Source organism: Streptomyces sp. NPDC091287, from assembly GCF_044768525.1.
In the GTDB taxonomy this organism is placed as follows: Bacteria; Actinomycetota; Actinomycetes; order Streptomycetales; family Streptomycetaceae; genus Streptomyces.
This window is the reverse complement of record NZ_JBIVUV010000009.1, coordinates 112129-125505: the sequence shown is the minus strand read 5'-3', so window position 1 is coordinate 125505 and position 13377 is coordinate 112129. Positions and strand designations below refer to the sequence as shown.

The following is a 13377-nucleotide window of genomic DNA, read 5'->3' as shown; positions in this document are numbered from 1 at the left end:
CCCCGACATCCCCCGAACGCCCCCCGCGCTTCCTGAGGGGGCGCCAGGAGGCCCTGTAACGGCACGCGTTGGGCCCCGTACCGTCTTCGCGACGGTACGGGGCCCAAGGTCTGTGTACCGCCGTCTACTCGACCGTCACGGACTTCGCCAGGTTGCGCGGCTTGTCGATGTCGCGGCCCATCGCGAGGGCCGTGTGGTACGCGAACAGCTGGAGCGGGATGCCCATGAGGATCGGGTCCAGCTCGTTCTCGTTCTTCGGCACGACGATGGTGTGGTCGGCCTTCTCCTGCACCTGGTGGGCCACGGCGAGGATGCGCCCGCTGCGGGCCTTGATCTCCTCCATCGCGGCGCGGTTCTTCTCCAGCAGGTCGTCGTCCGGCACGATCGCCACGGTCGGCATCGCGGGCTCGATCAGCGCGAGCGGCCCGTGCTTCAGCTCGGAGGCCGGGTAGGCCTCGGCGTGGATGTACGAGACCTCCTTCAGCTTCAGGGAGGCCTCACGGGCGACCGGGTAGCCGCGCACCCGGCCGATGAACATCATCGACTTCGCGTCCGCGTACTCCGCCGCGAGCCGCTTGATCTCGTCCTCGTTGGCCAGGATCTCGCTGATCTGCTCCGGCAGCCTGCGCAGCCCGTCGATGATCCGCTTGCCGTCCGCGACCGACAGGTCACGGATCCGGCCCAGGTGCAGGGCGAGCAGCGCGAAGGCGACCACGGTGTTGGTGAAGCACTTGGTGGAGACCACGCAGACCTCCGGGCCCGCGTGGACGTACGTACCGCCGTCGGCCTCACGGGCGATGGCGGAGCCGACCACGTTGACCACGCCGAGGACTCGGGCGCCCTTGCGCTTCAGCTCCTGGACGGCCGCCAGGACGTCGTACGTCTCGCCCGACTGGGAGACCGCGACGTACAGGGTGTCGGGGTCCACGACCGGGTTGCGGTAGCGGAACTCGGAGGCCGGCTCGGCGTCCGCGGGGATCCGGGCCAGCTCCTCGATCAGCTGGGCGCCGATCTGCCCCGCGTGGTACGAGGTGCCGCAGCCGAGGATCTTGATCCGGCGCACCCCGCGCGCCTCGCGGGCGTCCAGGTTGAGCCCGCCCAGGTGCACGGTGGAGAACCGGTCGTCGATCCGGCCGCGCAGGACGCGGTCCACAGCGTCGGCCTGCTCGGAGATCTCCTTGTGCATGTACGTGTCGTGGCCGCCCATGTCGTACGACTCGGCCTCCCACTCCACGGTGGTCGGCGTGGCCGTCGTGGTCGAGCCCTCCGTGGTGTACGTACGGAAGTCGTCGGCCTTCAGGGTGGCCATCTCGCCGTCGTCCAGCGTGACGACCTGGCGGGTGTGGGCGACCAGGGCGGCGACGTCGGAGGCGACGAACATCTCCTTCTCGCCGATGCCGAGGACGACCGGGGAGCCGTTGCGGGCGACCACGATGCGGTCGTTGAAGTCGGCGTGCAGAACGGCGATGCCGTAGGTGCCCTCGACGTGGCGCAGCGCCTCGCGGACCTTCTCCTCCAGGGTCTCGGCCTGGGCGCGGGCGATCAGGTGGACCAGCACCTCGGTGTCGGTCTCGGAGAGGAAGACGATGCCGTCGGCGGTGAGCTTGGCGCGCAGCTCGGAGGCGTTGTCGATGATCCCGTTGTGGACGACGGCGACCTTGTTCTCCGCGTCCATGTGCGGGTGGGCGTTCTCGTCGCTCGGCGCGCCGTGGGTGGCCCAGCGGGTGTGGGCGATGCCGGTGGTGCCGGCGAAGCGCTTGGGGACCTTGGCCTCCAGCTCGCGGACCCGGCCCTTGGCCTTGACCATCTTCAGCGCGCCCGGCTTGCCCGCCGCCGCCTTGCCGGTGATGACGATGCCCGCGGAGTCGTACCCCCGGTACTCCAGCCGCTGCAGGCCTTCCAGCAGCAGCGGAGCGACGTCACGCCTACCGATGTATCCGACGATCCCGCACATGTTTCTCTGCCCCTCCATCGACGTACACGCATTCCTGTTCGGCGCCCCGCACGGGCGCCCGGCCGACCTCGGGGTCAGCCGTAGACGATGCGGCGCAGCTGGCGGAGCGAGAGCTCCGGCGGCGCCACGGCGCGGTGCGGCAGCTCGGCCGCGATCCGCTCGAAGATCTCCGTGTTGACCAGGCCGCCGGACTGCAGTTCGCGGTGGCGGCGCCGGACGAAGTCGTCGGTGCTCTCGTCGAAGTACGCCAGCACGTCGAGGATCACCCGGGCCGCCTCGCCGCGCTGGAGCGCGGTGGAGCGTACGAGGTGATCGATGAGGTCGTCGTGAGACGAGCGGCGTTCAAGCACCCGTCGATATTGCTTGCCGGGGCGTGCTTATGCAAGAAATCTGCCCGATATCGGGCAGGAGGGGCCGGAAATGCTGTCCGATCGCGTCACATGCTGCGCAGAACGGCCTGCTTCGCGGTGCTGAACTCCTCGTCGGTGAGCACTCCGGCCCGGTGCAGCTCGCCCAGCTCCCGCAGCCGTCGCAGCAGTGTGTCGTGGTCGCCCGCGGGCGGGGCGGCGGGGGTCGGCTCGGCGGCCTTGACCAGGGCCGGGGCCGCTTCAGGGGCGGCCGGCAGCGCACGGGCCCCGGGCAGCCGCATCAGCACCGCCGCGGCGACCAGGACCGCCGTGTGCTCCTTCTTGGACATCCCCCACAGGTCCAGGGCGTACGTGTCGTACTTCGGCGGGGCCGAGACGGGACCCTCGACCGGCTCGAAGCGCAGATAGCCGTTCTCCAGGCCGATCGACGGCATCCACCGCACGCCCGCGATCCGCGACAGCGGGAAGGTGGTCGGACCCCCGGCGGTCTTGGACTCCTCGGCCTTCCAGTTCCAGGTCAGCCGGACGCTCTCGCCGTCGAAGGACGCCGTCCCGTCGCCGCCCCCGCCGGAGACGGGCAGCGCCGGGCCCGGCAGCAGGAAGCGGTCCACGGGGCCGTCCGGCACCTGCTCGATCAGCAGGGCGTTGCGGAGCTCGTCGACGAAGTACTCCGCGACCCCCGTGCGGTCCTTCTCCACGGTCAGTACGTAGGGGTCGGCGCCGTCCTTGAGGCGGCCGTCGGCGGCCCGCAGCACCGGGCAGGCGCCGCCGCGCAGCCGCAGCCGCAGCCGCCCGCCCTTGCGGTCCGGTTCGAACGAGACGCCCGCCACCGCCTGCACGGGTACGGCTATCTCACCCAGCTCCTGCCGGACCGGATGCGCCTTGCCCCCCGGCACGATGCGCACGGTGTCCCCGTCGAACGTCCACGTTCCGTCCCGCTGGATGATCTCTGCCATGCCCACGATTCTGCCAGCCCGCCTCCGGGCCGCGCCGAAGAAGGCGAGCGCCCGGGGGGACCGTCCCCGGGCGCTCACCGGTCGGGAGGCCGCCGTGAACCGGCGGCCGGGCTCAGAACCCGGCGATCGGGTTCCTCAGGCGGCCCACCAACTGGAGTGCTCCGGCGGGGTCGTTGAGGTCGACCATCTGCTGGTTGTCGCGCAGCTGGAGGCGGTTGAGGCAGGAGAGTGCGAACTCCGCCTCGAACAGGTCGTAACGCTGGAACTTCTCCGCGAGATACGGCACCGATCCCTGGTAGTCGCGCACACAGGCGGCGACCGTCCGCCAGAAGGTGTCCTCGTCCAGGACGCCCTCGGTGTCCAGGCCCGCGCCCAGGAAGCGGAAGAAGCAGTCGAAGACGTCGGTGAGGACCGACAGCGCCTTCATGTCCTCGGGGACCTCGACCCGGATCCGCTCGACCTGCGGCGGCAGCACCGCGTCCGGGTCCATCACCGCGATCTCCTCGGCGATGTCCTTGAAGATCGTGCGGGTGACGACACCGTCCTCCACGACCAGGATCACGTTCTCGCCGTGCGGCATGTAGACGAGGTCGTAGGCGTAGAAGCTGTGCAGCACCGGCACCAGATAGGCGTCCAGGTAGCGCCGCAGCCACACCCGAGGGTCCAGGCCCGACTCGGCGATCAGCGCCCCGGCCACCGAGCCGCCCTCGTGGTCGGTGTGGAGCAGCGAGGCCATCGTCGCGACCCGCTCGCCGGACCGGAGGGCCGGCAGGGGGCTCTCGCGCCACAGGGCGGCCAGCATCTTCCGGTACGGGGAGCCCTTGACGGTGGCCGCCTCGTAGGACCGGTGGTGGTAGCCGATCGCGGCCCGCTCACGGATGATCGAGAACCCGACGCCGCGCAGCAGTTCGTCGCGCTCGATCAGACCGGCCAGCCAGTCGTTGATCGCGGGAGTGGCCTCCATGTACGCGGCGGAAAGGCCGCGCATGAAGCCCATGTTCAGGACCGACAGCGCCGTCTTGACGTAGTGCTTCTCCGGGTGGTCGGTGTTGAAGAACGTGCGGATCGACTGCTGGGCGAGATATCCGTCCTCGCCCTCGCCGAGCACCACCAGATGCCGCGCCGCCAGCTCTCCGGCGAAGCTGACCGCGAGCTTGTTCCACCACTGCCAGGGGTGGACGGGCAGCAGGAAGTAGTCGCCCGGGTCGAGGCCGAGCCCACGCAGCGCGCCGTCGAACCGCTCCCGGGTCGCCTCGCTCAGCTCATCCTTGACCAGGGCGTCGTAGTCGAGACCGGCGCCCGCGGTGAAGGTGGCCCGGTCCCGGTGGGCGGCCAGCCAGACGAGCCGGATCTCCGAGGCCGCCTCGGGGGCGTACGACCGGTACTCGTCCACGCCGAAGCCGAGCCGCCCGTTGTTGGCGACGAAGCACGGGTGGCCCTCGGTCATCCCGGTCTCGATGGCCTGGAAGCCGGCGGCGACGAGCTGGCCGGAGGTCGCCGGTTCTTTGGTGAGTTTGTAGGCGGTTCCGGCCAGGGTGGAGGAGACCTCCTCCAGATAGACCGGCAGGACCTCCGCGGAGATCCCGAGGGTGTGCCGCAGCTCTATGAAGAACTCCAGGGTGTCCAGCGGGAGTTCGGAGCCGTGCCGGTGCCGGGTGATGGTCCCGGCGTCGATCTGCCAGTGGTCCAGGGCGAAGAGGCGCGCGGTGAAACGGTACTCGGTGGAGGCGTCGTCGCTACGGACGGTGTGGCGGCCGTCGCCGAGCGGCGTGGGGGCCAGCAACCGTTCATGGCTGAATTCCGCCAGTGCTTTGCGCACCAGCAGTCGGTTTGCGGTGGCCCAGCGCTCCGGGGAGAGGTGGGCGACGCTGTCGGTGAGGGCGGTCGTCATCGGTCGTTACCTCCGGTTGCTGCTTCGAACTGCGCACGGGTGCAGGCGCTGAGCAGGGCGTCCTTCTCCGGCTTGGCGATCTCCCGGAGCACCTCGAAGCCGACGGCCTTGTTGAGGGTCTGCACGGCGCTGTTGGTGACGTCGGGCTCGACGACGACCCGGCGCACCGACGGGTCGGCGAACAGGAAATCCATCACGGTGGTGATCACGGCCCGGGTGAAGCCGTGCACCGGGGTGTCGGTGGGGGCGACCAGGAAGTGCATCCCGACATCGCCGGGCTCCGCCTCGTACAGCCCCTTCAGCTCGACCTCGGTGGGGTCGTAGCGCTCGATCAGGAAGGCGGGTTCGCCGTTGTGCAGCCCGATGAACGCTTCGTGGTGCGGGTGGGCGGCGATGGACCGGTACTCCCGTTCCACGTCCGCGAGTCCGGCGTCGCCCATCAGCCAGAACGCGGCTTTTGGGTGGGTCACCCAGCCATGCACCAGTCCGGCGTCGGCGGCGGGGTCCAGCGGGCGGACGGCGAAGGCGCCGAGTGTGTCGGGGCGTCGGTTGCCGGGGCGGCTCATACGGCAAACTCCTGGAAGGCGATGGACTTCTCGACCGGGTAGACCTCGCGGCCGAGCAGCTCGCCGATGATGTACGCGTTGCGGTAGGCGCCCATGCCGAGGTCGGGCGAGGTGATCGAGTGGGTGTGCACCGAGGCGTTCTGGAGGAAGACCCCGCGCCCGGTGGTGTCGATGCTGTAGTTGCGGGCCACGTCGAAGCGGCCCCGGCTGTCGTGGCGCAGCCGTGCGGTGACGGGCGCGAGGAAGGCGGGCGCCTCGTACCGGTAACCGGTGGCGAGGATCAGGCCCTCGGTGGTCAGGGAGTAGTCCTTGCCCTGCTCCTCCTGGCGCAGCCCCAGGCTGTACGCGCCGCCCTCCGCGTCGTAACGCGCGCTGATGAGGGCCGAGTTGGTCAGCAGCCTGGTCGGCGCGGGCCCGGCGATGTTCTTCTGGTAGAGCAGGTCGAAGATCGCGTCGATCAGCTCCCCGTCGATGCCCTTGAACAGCCCCTTCTGGCCGGTCTCCAGCCGGTAGCGGGTCTCCTCGGGCAGCGCGTGGAAGTAGTCGATGTACTCCGGGGAGGTCATCTCCAGCGTCAGCTTGGTGTACTCCAGCGGGAAGAACCGCGGGGAGCGGGTGACCCAGTTGAGCCGGTAGCCGTAGGTGTCGATCTCGGAGAGCAGGTCGTAGTAGATCTCCGCCGCGCTCTGCCCGCTGCCGACCAGGGTGATCGACTTCTTCTTCTGGAGGTCGGCTTTCCCCGCCAGGTAGCGGGAGTTGTGCAGGAAGTCCCCGCCGAGCCCCTGGCAGGCGTCCGGGAGGTGCGGCGGGGTGCCGGTGCCGAGGACCAGGTGCCGGGAGCGGAACAGCTCGCCGGAGGCGGTGCGCACGGTGTAGAGCCCGGAGCCCTCGTCGTACGTCACCGTCTCGACGGTCTCGTCGAACCGGATGCTGCTCAGTTTCGCGGCGGCCCAGCGGCAGTAGTCGTTGTACTCGGTCCGCAGCGGGTAGAAGTTCTCCCGGATGTAGAAGGAGTAGAGCCGGCCGCGCTCCTTGAGGTAGTTCAGGAACGAGTACGGCGAGGTCGGGTCGGCCATCGTGACCAGGTCCGACATGAACGGCGTCTGGAGATGAGCCCCTTCGAGGAACATCCCGGCGTGCCACTCGAAGTCCGGCTTGGACTCCAGGAAGACGCCGTTCAGCTCGTCGATCGGCTCGGTCAGGCAGGCCAGGCCGAGGTTGAACGGGCCGAGCCCGATCCCGATGAAGTCGTGGGGTTCAGGAAGCGCGGTCAAGGGAGTCTCCCAGGTACTTCTCGGCGTGGCCGGAGATCAGATCGAGGACCGCTGCGATGTCGTGCACGGTCGTCTCGGGGTTGAGCAGGGTGAACTTCAGATACTGGCGCTCGCCCACCTTGGTGCCCGCGACGATGGCCTCGCCGGAGGCGAAGAGCGCCTTGCGGGCGTGGAGGTTGGCGCGGTCGATCTCGTCCGGGGAGGTGACACCGGACGGGATGTAGCGGAAGACGAGCGTGGAGAGCCGCGGCTCGACGACCACGTCGAAGCGCGGGTCGGCGGCGAGCAGCTGCCACCCCTCGGCGGCCAGGTCGCAGACCTCGTCGAACAGCTCCCCGATCCCGTCCGCGCCCATGACGCGCAGCGTCATCCAGAGCTTGAGCGCGTCGAACCGGCGGGTCGTCTGGAGGGACTTGTCGACCTGGTTGGGTATCCGTTCCTCGGCCATCCGGCGCGGGTTCAGATACTCCGCGTGGTACGTCGCGTGCCGCAGGGTCGCCCGGTCGCGGACCAGGACCGCCGACGAACTCACGGGCTGGAAGAAGGACTTGTGGTAGTCCACGGTGACCGAGTCGGCGCGGGCGATGCCTTCGAGCAGCCCGCCCCGCTCACGGGAGGCGAGCAGTCCGCAGCCGTACGCGGCGTCCACATGCATCCAGACGGCGAACTGCTCGCAGAGCGCGGCGATCTCGGGCAGCGGGTCGATGGACCCGAAGTCCGTGGTCCCGGCGGTGGCGACGACGGCCATCGGTACGGCCCCCTCGGCGACGCAACGCTCCAGGGCGCGGGCGAGGGCCACGGTCCGCATCCGCTTGTCGCGGTCGACGGGGACGGAGACGACGGCGTCCGGTCCGAGGCCGAGGAGCTTGGCGGACTTCTGCACGCTGAAGTGGCTGCACTCGGAGGTGAGGATCCGCAGCCGGGTGAAGTGCTCCGGCCGGACCTTCGCCTCCTCCCGCGCCAGCAGCAGGGCCTGGAGGTTGGACTGCGTACCGCCGCTGGTGAAGATGCCGTCGGCGGCCGGGCCGAGCCCGATCCGCTCGGTGGTCCAGTCGATCAGCCGGCGCTCGATGAGGGTGCCGCCCGCGCTCTGGTCCCAGGTGTCCAGGGAGGAGTTGATCGCGGAGAGCACGGCCTCGCCAAGCACGGCGGGTATGACGACCGGGCAGTTGAGGTGGCCCAGGTAGCGGGGGTGGTGGAAGTAGACGGCGTCGCGGAGGTAGATCTCTCCGAGCTCGTCGAGGGCGGCGGCGGCGTCGCCCAGTGGCCGGTCGAGGTCGATCGCGTCGACGACGGGGGAGAGCTCGTCGACACCGACCCCGCTGAAGGGGCGCTCGGTGGCGGCCAGCGTGGCCGCGACCCGTTCCACTCCTGCGGAGACGGTGTGCCGATAGTGCTCCGCGGTCGTGTTGTTGAGCAGGTGCGAACGCATGGAGGGGTCCTCCCGGGTGAGGGGAACTTCATCGCGGCCCTCCGGGCAGGAAGGGGGGACGAGGGCGCGATGCCGAAGTAAGGCGAGCCTAACCTAACTCGGAATCGATCGTTCCCCTACCCCCCTCACCCCCCTCGGCGGCCCTGAGGCCGCCGCCCGCAGCCACCCGCGCAAACGGCCGCCGCCGCCCCCGTCGGAACGGGAGCGGCGGCGGCCGAGGAGCGTGGACGGCGTTCAGGTCCGGGGCGTGGACCGTGTCCCGGCCGGCCGGGACGGAACCGGGTCAGTGCTTCGGAGGATTCGTCACCACCCAGTCGGAGTTCCGGAAGTGAGTGGAGACCCCGTTCCCCTCCTGGGACTTGTCGGGAGGACCGGAGCTGGGGAACAGCGACGGTGCGATGGGCCGGCCCAGCCGCTCCTCCCATACGGTCGACCACTTTTCGAGGTCCGGGAAGGCCTCCTGGACCGCCGTCCGATTGACGAAGCTGTATTTCTGATGGATGAATCCCTTGCGGAGGTCCTCATCGCTGAGCTTTCCCGCGCTCTTCAGCTCATTCCACTTCGCGCGGGCCTCAGCCACCATGACGTCGGACGAGATCTGGAAGTCCCCGTCGCTGGGTCCGAGCGGCTTCCCGTTCTCGTCGAGCATCCCCAGCTTGTGCAACGCGTCGAACGGGCGGCGCGCCGGGCGCTCGGCGAGGGGTGTGGAGCCCATCCACTCCTGGAACCTCGCCTGCGCCACCGGCTGCCCCGCCAGGTCCCGTTCGGTCGGGAAGTCCTTGTGGCGGCCCGAGAAGAAGAACGCCCATGAGCCCTGGAGCCGTACGTCATAGTCCTGGGGGCGCTCGCAGGCGGAGCACAGGACCCTGAACAGGGAAGCCGACATGCGCTTGAACTGGTGGGGAGTCGTACCCAACGGTGCCTGATAGTGCCGCCACCACCTGACCTGCTGCTGCGTCAGCCCGAGGAATTCCAGGTCCCGGGGCTGGATGCGGTATCCCGTGTCATCGTGTGGCCATGCGCGGCCCCCCTCGCTCTGACTTCCCGGGACTCTGCCGTCGGCATCGATGAGCCCCTCGGCCTGGGCCTTCTGACGCCTTTTGAGATAGCCCGGGTCCTCGTCGGCCGACGGACCCGCCAGGGCGGCCTGCCCGTGAATGCTCGTGGTGACCGGCCAGGAGGTTACCGCCGCTGTCGGGGCAACCGCGGGGCCTGACAGAACCAGTGCCGCAAGGGCCAGTACTCCCAGCCTCAGACGCTGACGTGACACTCTTTCGCCTCCAGTGGAAAGCACTTCGCATGGCTCGCGCTTCTCGCGTTCCATGACTCAGAGTTACGCATATCGCTGCGTGTCACCGTCACAGCCACGCCGACCTTGACGGCCCGAGCCACACGGTGCCCGGAGGTGGGGCGTGTGCGGTGGGTGATCACCGGGCCGATCATGGGTGACCTGTCGTCGTCGGGCGGCGTTTGCAGGGGGCGACCACCGGAACGGGTGAACCTCGGACGGGCTACCCCCGGTGGTGGCCGTCACCTCACGGCCATCGTGGTTCCGCTTCCGCTTCCGCCCTCCGCAGCTGCTCCTCGGGGAGTCCACGCCGCCAGTACGCGGCGGACATCACCCGCTCACGGTCGAAGCCCCGCTCATGGACGAGGTGATGGCGCAGCGCCCGCACCCCGGACGCCTCGCCCGCGATCCACGCGTACGGCGTACCCCCGGGCAACTCGGCGGCACGCACGGTCTCCACGCCGCAGGCGGCCCCCTCGTTCCGGACGAGCCAGCTGATCCGGGCCTTCGCCGCGGTGTTCAACGCCTGCCGGTCCTCGGTGCACGGGACCTCCAGCCAGACCCGGGCCGGCAGCCCCGCGGGCAGCCACTCCAGGGCGGCGGCCGCGGCGGGCAGGGCGGTCTCGTCGGCCCGGATCAGCACCCAGTCGGTGTCGGCCGGCGGCCGGAAGTGTACGGCGGTGTTGTCCGCCTCGGTGGGGCCCAGTACCGCGAGCCGGTCGCCGGGGGCGGCCGCCAGCGCCCAGCGGCAGCCGGGGCCGCCGGCGTCGTGCAGCACGAAGTCGAGGTCGACCTCGGTGGAACCGTCCGCCCGCAGCCGCTGGGCCCGTACGGCATACGAACGCGTCACCGCCCGTTCGTCCTCGGGCAGCGCCCGCCCTTCCTCGTGCCAGGCCCCGCTTCCGCCCGCCGGGAGCACCGCCTCGCGCTGGCCCGGGCGGGGCAGCAGGACCGACAGGCTCTGGTCGCGGCCCCCGCCGCTGAAGCCCTCGGCTCCCGGCCCGCCGAGCGTGACCCGGAGGATGGACGGGCCCAGCCGCCTCGTCCGCAGGACGGTCAGCTCGAAGAGCCGGAACGGGGCGACTTCGGGGGCGGTGGCGGTCGTCGGCGTCAACGGGGGCTCCTCCGGGACGAGCCGGAGCGGCGGACGGACGGGCCCGGCTTCCGACTGAGGCGATCCGAAGGAAGGTTAGCCTACCCTTGCTTCCGGAGGGGCGGTGTGACGCCCGCGTCTACTCCGGCAGATCCGCCCCGGTCTCCCGCAGCACGACCGAACCGGCGCCCGTCACCCCGCCTTTTGCCCCGGGGAGGATCCGCACCGTGTTCTCGCCCGGCACCGCGACCGCCAGATCGGCGCGCCCGTTCCGGTCGAGATCCCGCAGCCGCAGGTCGTAACCGAAGTAGTCCTGGGCCGCCGTGCCCCCGGCCACCCCCGGCAGCGTCTTGTCGAACACGGCGGAACGCGACCCCTTGAGCCCGCCCGAACCGCCTCGGAACAGATACGCTGCGCCGGACGCGCTCTTCTTCCCGACCTTCTCGCCCGGTACGCCGACCGCGAGGTCCCCGTACCCGTCCCCGTCGGCGTCCCCCGCCGCCAGCGACGTGCCGAACGCGTCGTCCGCCTCCGAGGCTCCCGTGATCCCGGCCGTCGACTGGCTGAAGGAGAGGCTCCGCGATCCCGGCCCGGCCGAAGCCCCGTACCAGAGCGTGACCGAGCCCCGGCCGCCGCTCGCGTACGGATTGCCGACGGCGATGTCCCCGTAACCGTTCCGGTCGAAATCGCCGATGACCGCGTCGAGCCGTTCGTGCTGCTTGCTGTCGATGACCTTGGCCGGGCCGGAGGCGAGACCGGCAGCGGCGCCCTTCAGGAACCACGCCTCGGTCCGGAACGTGCTGCCGACACCCCGGACCCCGACGGCGACCAGGTCGGTCTTCCCGTCACCGGTGACCTTTCCGGCCGCCAGGCTGTCGGCGTACCAGCCCTGCCCCGCCCGGTCGTACGCGCTGACCTTCCCGAGGCCGCCGGACTTGGTGAACCCGCCCCGGTACAGCAGGACGTCACCGGCGTTGACGGTCGCGATGTCGGGCCGGCCGTCCCCGTTGAAGTCACCGGTCGCGATGTCCCTGCCGAACGCGCCGAACGCCCCACCGCCCTTGCGGGGCAGGGCTGTTCCGCCCTTGAGCCCCTTGGCCGAACCCCACACGACGGTGACCGAGCCGACGGGCGTCTTCCCGGACTCCTCGCTCGGATTGCCCACGACGAGGTCCGCGTACCCGTCCCGGTCCAGGTCCGCACCGGCCAGCGCCCCGCCGAACTGGTCGTTCTCCTCCCCGGCCCCGGGGACCCCCGGCGAGTCCTGGTGGACGAGCTGCGTCTTCGTGGTCAGCCCCTTCGGGCCGCCGAAGGTGACGAGCACCGCGCCGCCCGAGAAGGAGACCGTGCCGTCATCGATGCCGCTGTACGCGTACGGCACGGCCAGGTCGCGGTAGCCGTCCCCGTTGAAGTCGTCGTAGTGCTTGGCGGCGGCGGCCGACGCCGGAGCGGCCAGCAGAAGCGGGGCCGGGCAGGCGGCGAGCACGACGCCCGCGGCGACCGACGCCGCGCGGAGGCGGGGGAGGCGTCCACGGGAGGTGCGGGCGCGGGGGAGGAGAGAGGACTGGATCATGAAGGGCTGCTGCTCCTGCGGTTCAGGGCCGTGTCCGTGACCGGGGTACGGCTGCCGACGACACAGCGAAGACCCGTACCGGGGGCGAAGGGTTGTACGACCGGAACCGGGAAGGACCGCCTCAGACCCCGAACTCCGCCCGGCAGGCGTCGAGTCCCTCCACGGTCACGTCCACGCTCCGGTGCGCCTCCCACCGGGCCCGGTCCAGGCGCAGCCGCCGCAGGGTGACGGGAGCCCCGCGCACGACATCCGTCTCCAGGCCGTCGTCCAGGTATCCGAGCCGCCGCGAGACCCCCAGCGAACGGGGGTTGTCGGTCATGGCGGCGGAGACGGCGTACCGCGCGCCGAGCCCGGCGAACGCGAGGTGGAGGGCGGCGGCGCGCATCTCCGTACCGAAGCCCTGCCCCTGGTACGGGAGCCCGAGCCACGATCCGGTCTCCGCCTGCCGTCGCACCCCGAACCCCCGCCCCATCAGGTCCTGCCGCCCGATGACCTTCCCCTCGTGGAGGACGGCCAGGCTGAGCGTCCAGTCCTGTACGGACCAGCCGGCCACGGTCCCCAGCACATGCTGGAGCACCGCCCGCCCCACCTCGTCGGGGGTCCCGTCGGTCCACGGCACGTTGAACGGCATACGGTCCGGGTCGTGCACCCCGTGGGCCGCCACCGAGGCCAGCTCGTCCGCGAGTCCGAGACCGGGCAGCCGCAGTTCGAGGCGCGGCGTACGGAGGCGAAGCCCGTAGAGGGGCCAGTGCCGGAGGTTCATGTGATCCATAAGATCCATGGGGGGACTCTGCCGGACACCCGCGAGAGGTGTCGACCGCAATACGGAGGGGGCGGCGTACGGCCGTGGGGGGGGGGGGGGGCCCCCCCCCCCCCCCCCCCCCCCCCCCCCCCGCGCCCGCCCCCCCCCGGGGGGGGGGGGGGGGCGCCCCCCCCCCCCCGGGGGGGGGCCCCCCCCCCCGCCGCCGCCGGGGGGGGTTCC

Annotated in this window: 11 protein-coding genes; all 11 read right to left on the bottom strand. The window is 70.9% G+C overall.

Annotated elements, in window-relative coordinates; translation table 11 throughout:
- Nucleotides 1–124: 124 nt before the first annotated feature.
- A complete protein-coding gene (gene glmS / locus ACIQRW_RS17245; protein ID WP_403761044.1) occupies nt 125–1954 on the bottom strand; it encodes a glutamine--fructose-6-phosphate transaminase (isomerizing) in 1830 nt (609 codons plus the stop codon).
- A gap of 74 nt (nt 1955–2028) precedes the next feature.
- The gene (locus ACIQRW_RS17240) at nt 2029–2304 is read right to left on the bottom strand and encodes a hypothetical protein (RefSeq protein ID WP_003968990.1); all 276 of its coding nucleotides are present in this window, start codon (nt 2302–2304) and stop codon (nt 2029–2031) included.
- Between the two features lie 86 nt (nt 2305–2390).
- Nucleotides 2391–3278 (bottom strand): DUF4429 domain-containing protein, encoded by an 888-nt coding sequence (locus ACIQRW_RS17235; protein ID WP_403760604.1) that lies wholly within the window; start codon nt 3276–3278, stop codon nt 2391–2393.
- A gap of 112 nt (nt 3279–3390) precedes the next feature.
- Entirely contained in the window at nt 3391–5169 is a 1779-nt protein-coding gene (locus tag ACIQRW_RS17230) for an IucA/IucC family protein (RefSeq protein WP_403760601.1), read from the bottom strand.
- Nucleotides 5166–5735, bottom strand: a complete 570-nt coding sequence (locus ACIQRW_RS17225; protein ID WP_403760599.1) for a GNAT family N-acetyltransferase — start codon at nt 5733–5735, stop codon at nt 5166–5168. The genes ACIQRW_RS17230 and ACIQRW_RS17225 overlap by 4 nt, the downstream gene beginning before the upstream one ends.
- Complete coding sequence (locus tag ACIQRW_RS17220; RefSeq protein WP_403760596.1) at nt 5732–7009, bottom strand: lysine N(6)-hydroxylase/L-ornithine N(5)-oxygenase family protein; 1278 nt, start codon at nt 7007–7009, stop codon at nt 5732–5734. The genes ACIQRW_RS17225 and ACIQRW_RS17220 overlap by 4 nt, the downstream gene beginning before the upstream one ends.
- A complete protein-coding gene (locus ACIQRW_RS17215; protein WP_403760593.1) occupies nt 6993–8441 on the bottom strand; it encodes a pyridoxal phosphate-dependent decarboxylase family protein in 1449 nt (482 codons plus the stop codon). Before ACIQRW_RS17215 ends, ACIQRW_RS17220 begins: the two co-directional genes overlap by 17 nt.
- Before the next feature lie 283 nt (nt 8442–8724).
- Nucleotides 8725–9765, bottom strand: coding sequence for a hypothetical protein (locus tag ACIQRW_RS17210; protein WP_403760590.1), 1041 nt, complete (start codon nt 9763–9765; stop codon nt 8725–8727).
- 211 nt (nt 9766–9976) lie between these two features.
- Entirely contained in the window at nt 9977–10843 is an 867-nt protein-coding gene (locus tag ACIQRW_RS17205; RefSeq protein ID WP_403760587.1) for a siderophore-interacting protein, read from the bottom strand.
- Nucleotides 10844–10961: 118 nt separating this feature from the next.
- Nucleotides 10962–12395, bottom strand: a complete 1434-nt coding sequence (locus ACIQRW_RS17200; RefSeq protein ID WP_403760584.1) for an FG-GAP repeat domain-containing protein — start codon at nt 12393–12395, stop codon at nt 10962–10964.
- A 121-nt stretch (nt 12396–12516) separates the two neighbouring features.
- Nucleotides 12517–13158, bottom strand: a complete 642-nt coding sequence (locus ACIQRW_RS17195) for a GNAT family N-acetyltransferase (protein ID WP_403761041.1) — start codon at nt 13156–13158, stop codon at nt 12517–12519.
- Between the last annotated feature and the right edge of the window lie 219 nt (nt 13159–13377).

What these genes read in the sequence shown, in the direction of transcription:
- ACIQRW_RS17210 (WP_403760590.1), bottom strand. Translation starts at nt 9,765, where the DNA reads ATGGAACGCGAGAAGCGCGAGCCATGCGAAGTGCTTTCCACTGGAGGC.
- ACIQRW_RS17200 (WP_403760584.1), bottom strand. Translation starts at nt 12,395, where the DNA reads ATGATCCAGTCCTCTCTCCTCCCCCGCGCCCGCACCTCCCGTGGACGC.
- ACIQRW_RS17225 (WP_403760599.1), bottom strand. Translation starts at nt 5,735, where the DNA reads ATGAGCCGCCCCGGCAACCGACGCCCCGACACACTCGGCGCCTTCGCC.
- ACIQRW_RS17195 (WP_403761041.1), bottom strand. Translation starts at nt 13,158, where the DNA reads ATGAACCTCCGGCACTGGCCCCTCTACGGGCTTCGCCTCCGTACGCCG.
- ACIQRW_RS17235 (WP_403760604.1), bottom strand. Translation starts at nt 3,278, where the DNA reads ATGGCAGAGATCATCCAGCGGGACGGAACGTGGACGTTCGACGGGGAC.
- ACIQRW_RS17215 (WP_403760593.1), bottom strand. Translation starts at nt 8,441, where the DNA reads ATGCGTTCGCACCTGCTCAACAACACGACCGCGGAGCACTATCGGCAC.
- ACIQRW_RS17230 (WP_403760601.1), bottom strand. Translation starts at nt 5,169, where the DNA reads ATGACGACCGCCCTCACCGACAGCGTCGCCCACCTCTCCCCGGAGCGC.
- glmS (WP_403761044.1), bottom strand. Translation starts at nt 1,954, where the DNA reads ATGTGCGGGATCGTCGGATACATCGGTAGGCGTGACGTCGCTCCGCTG.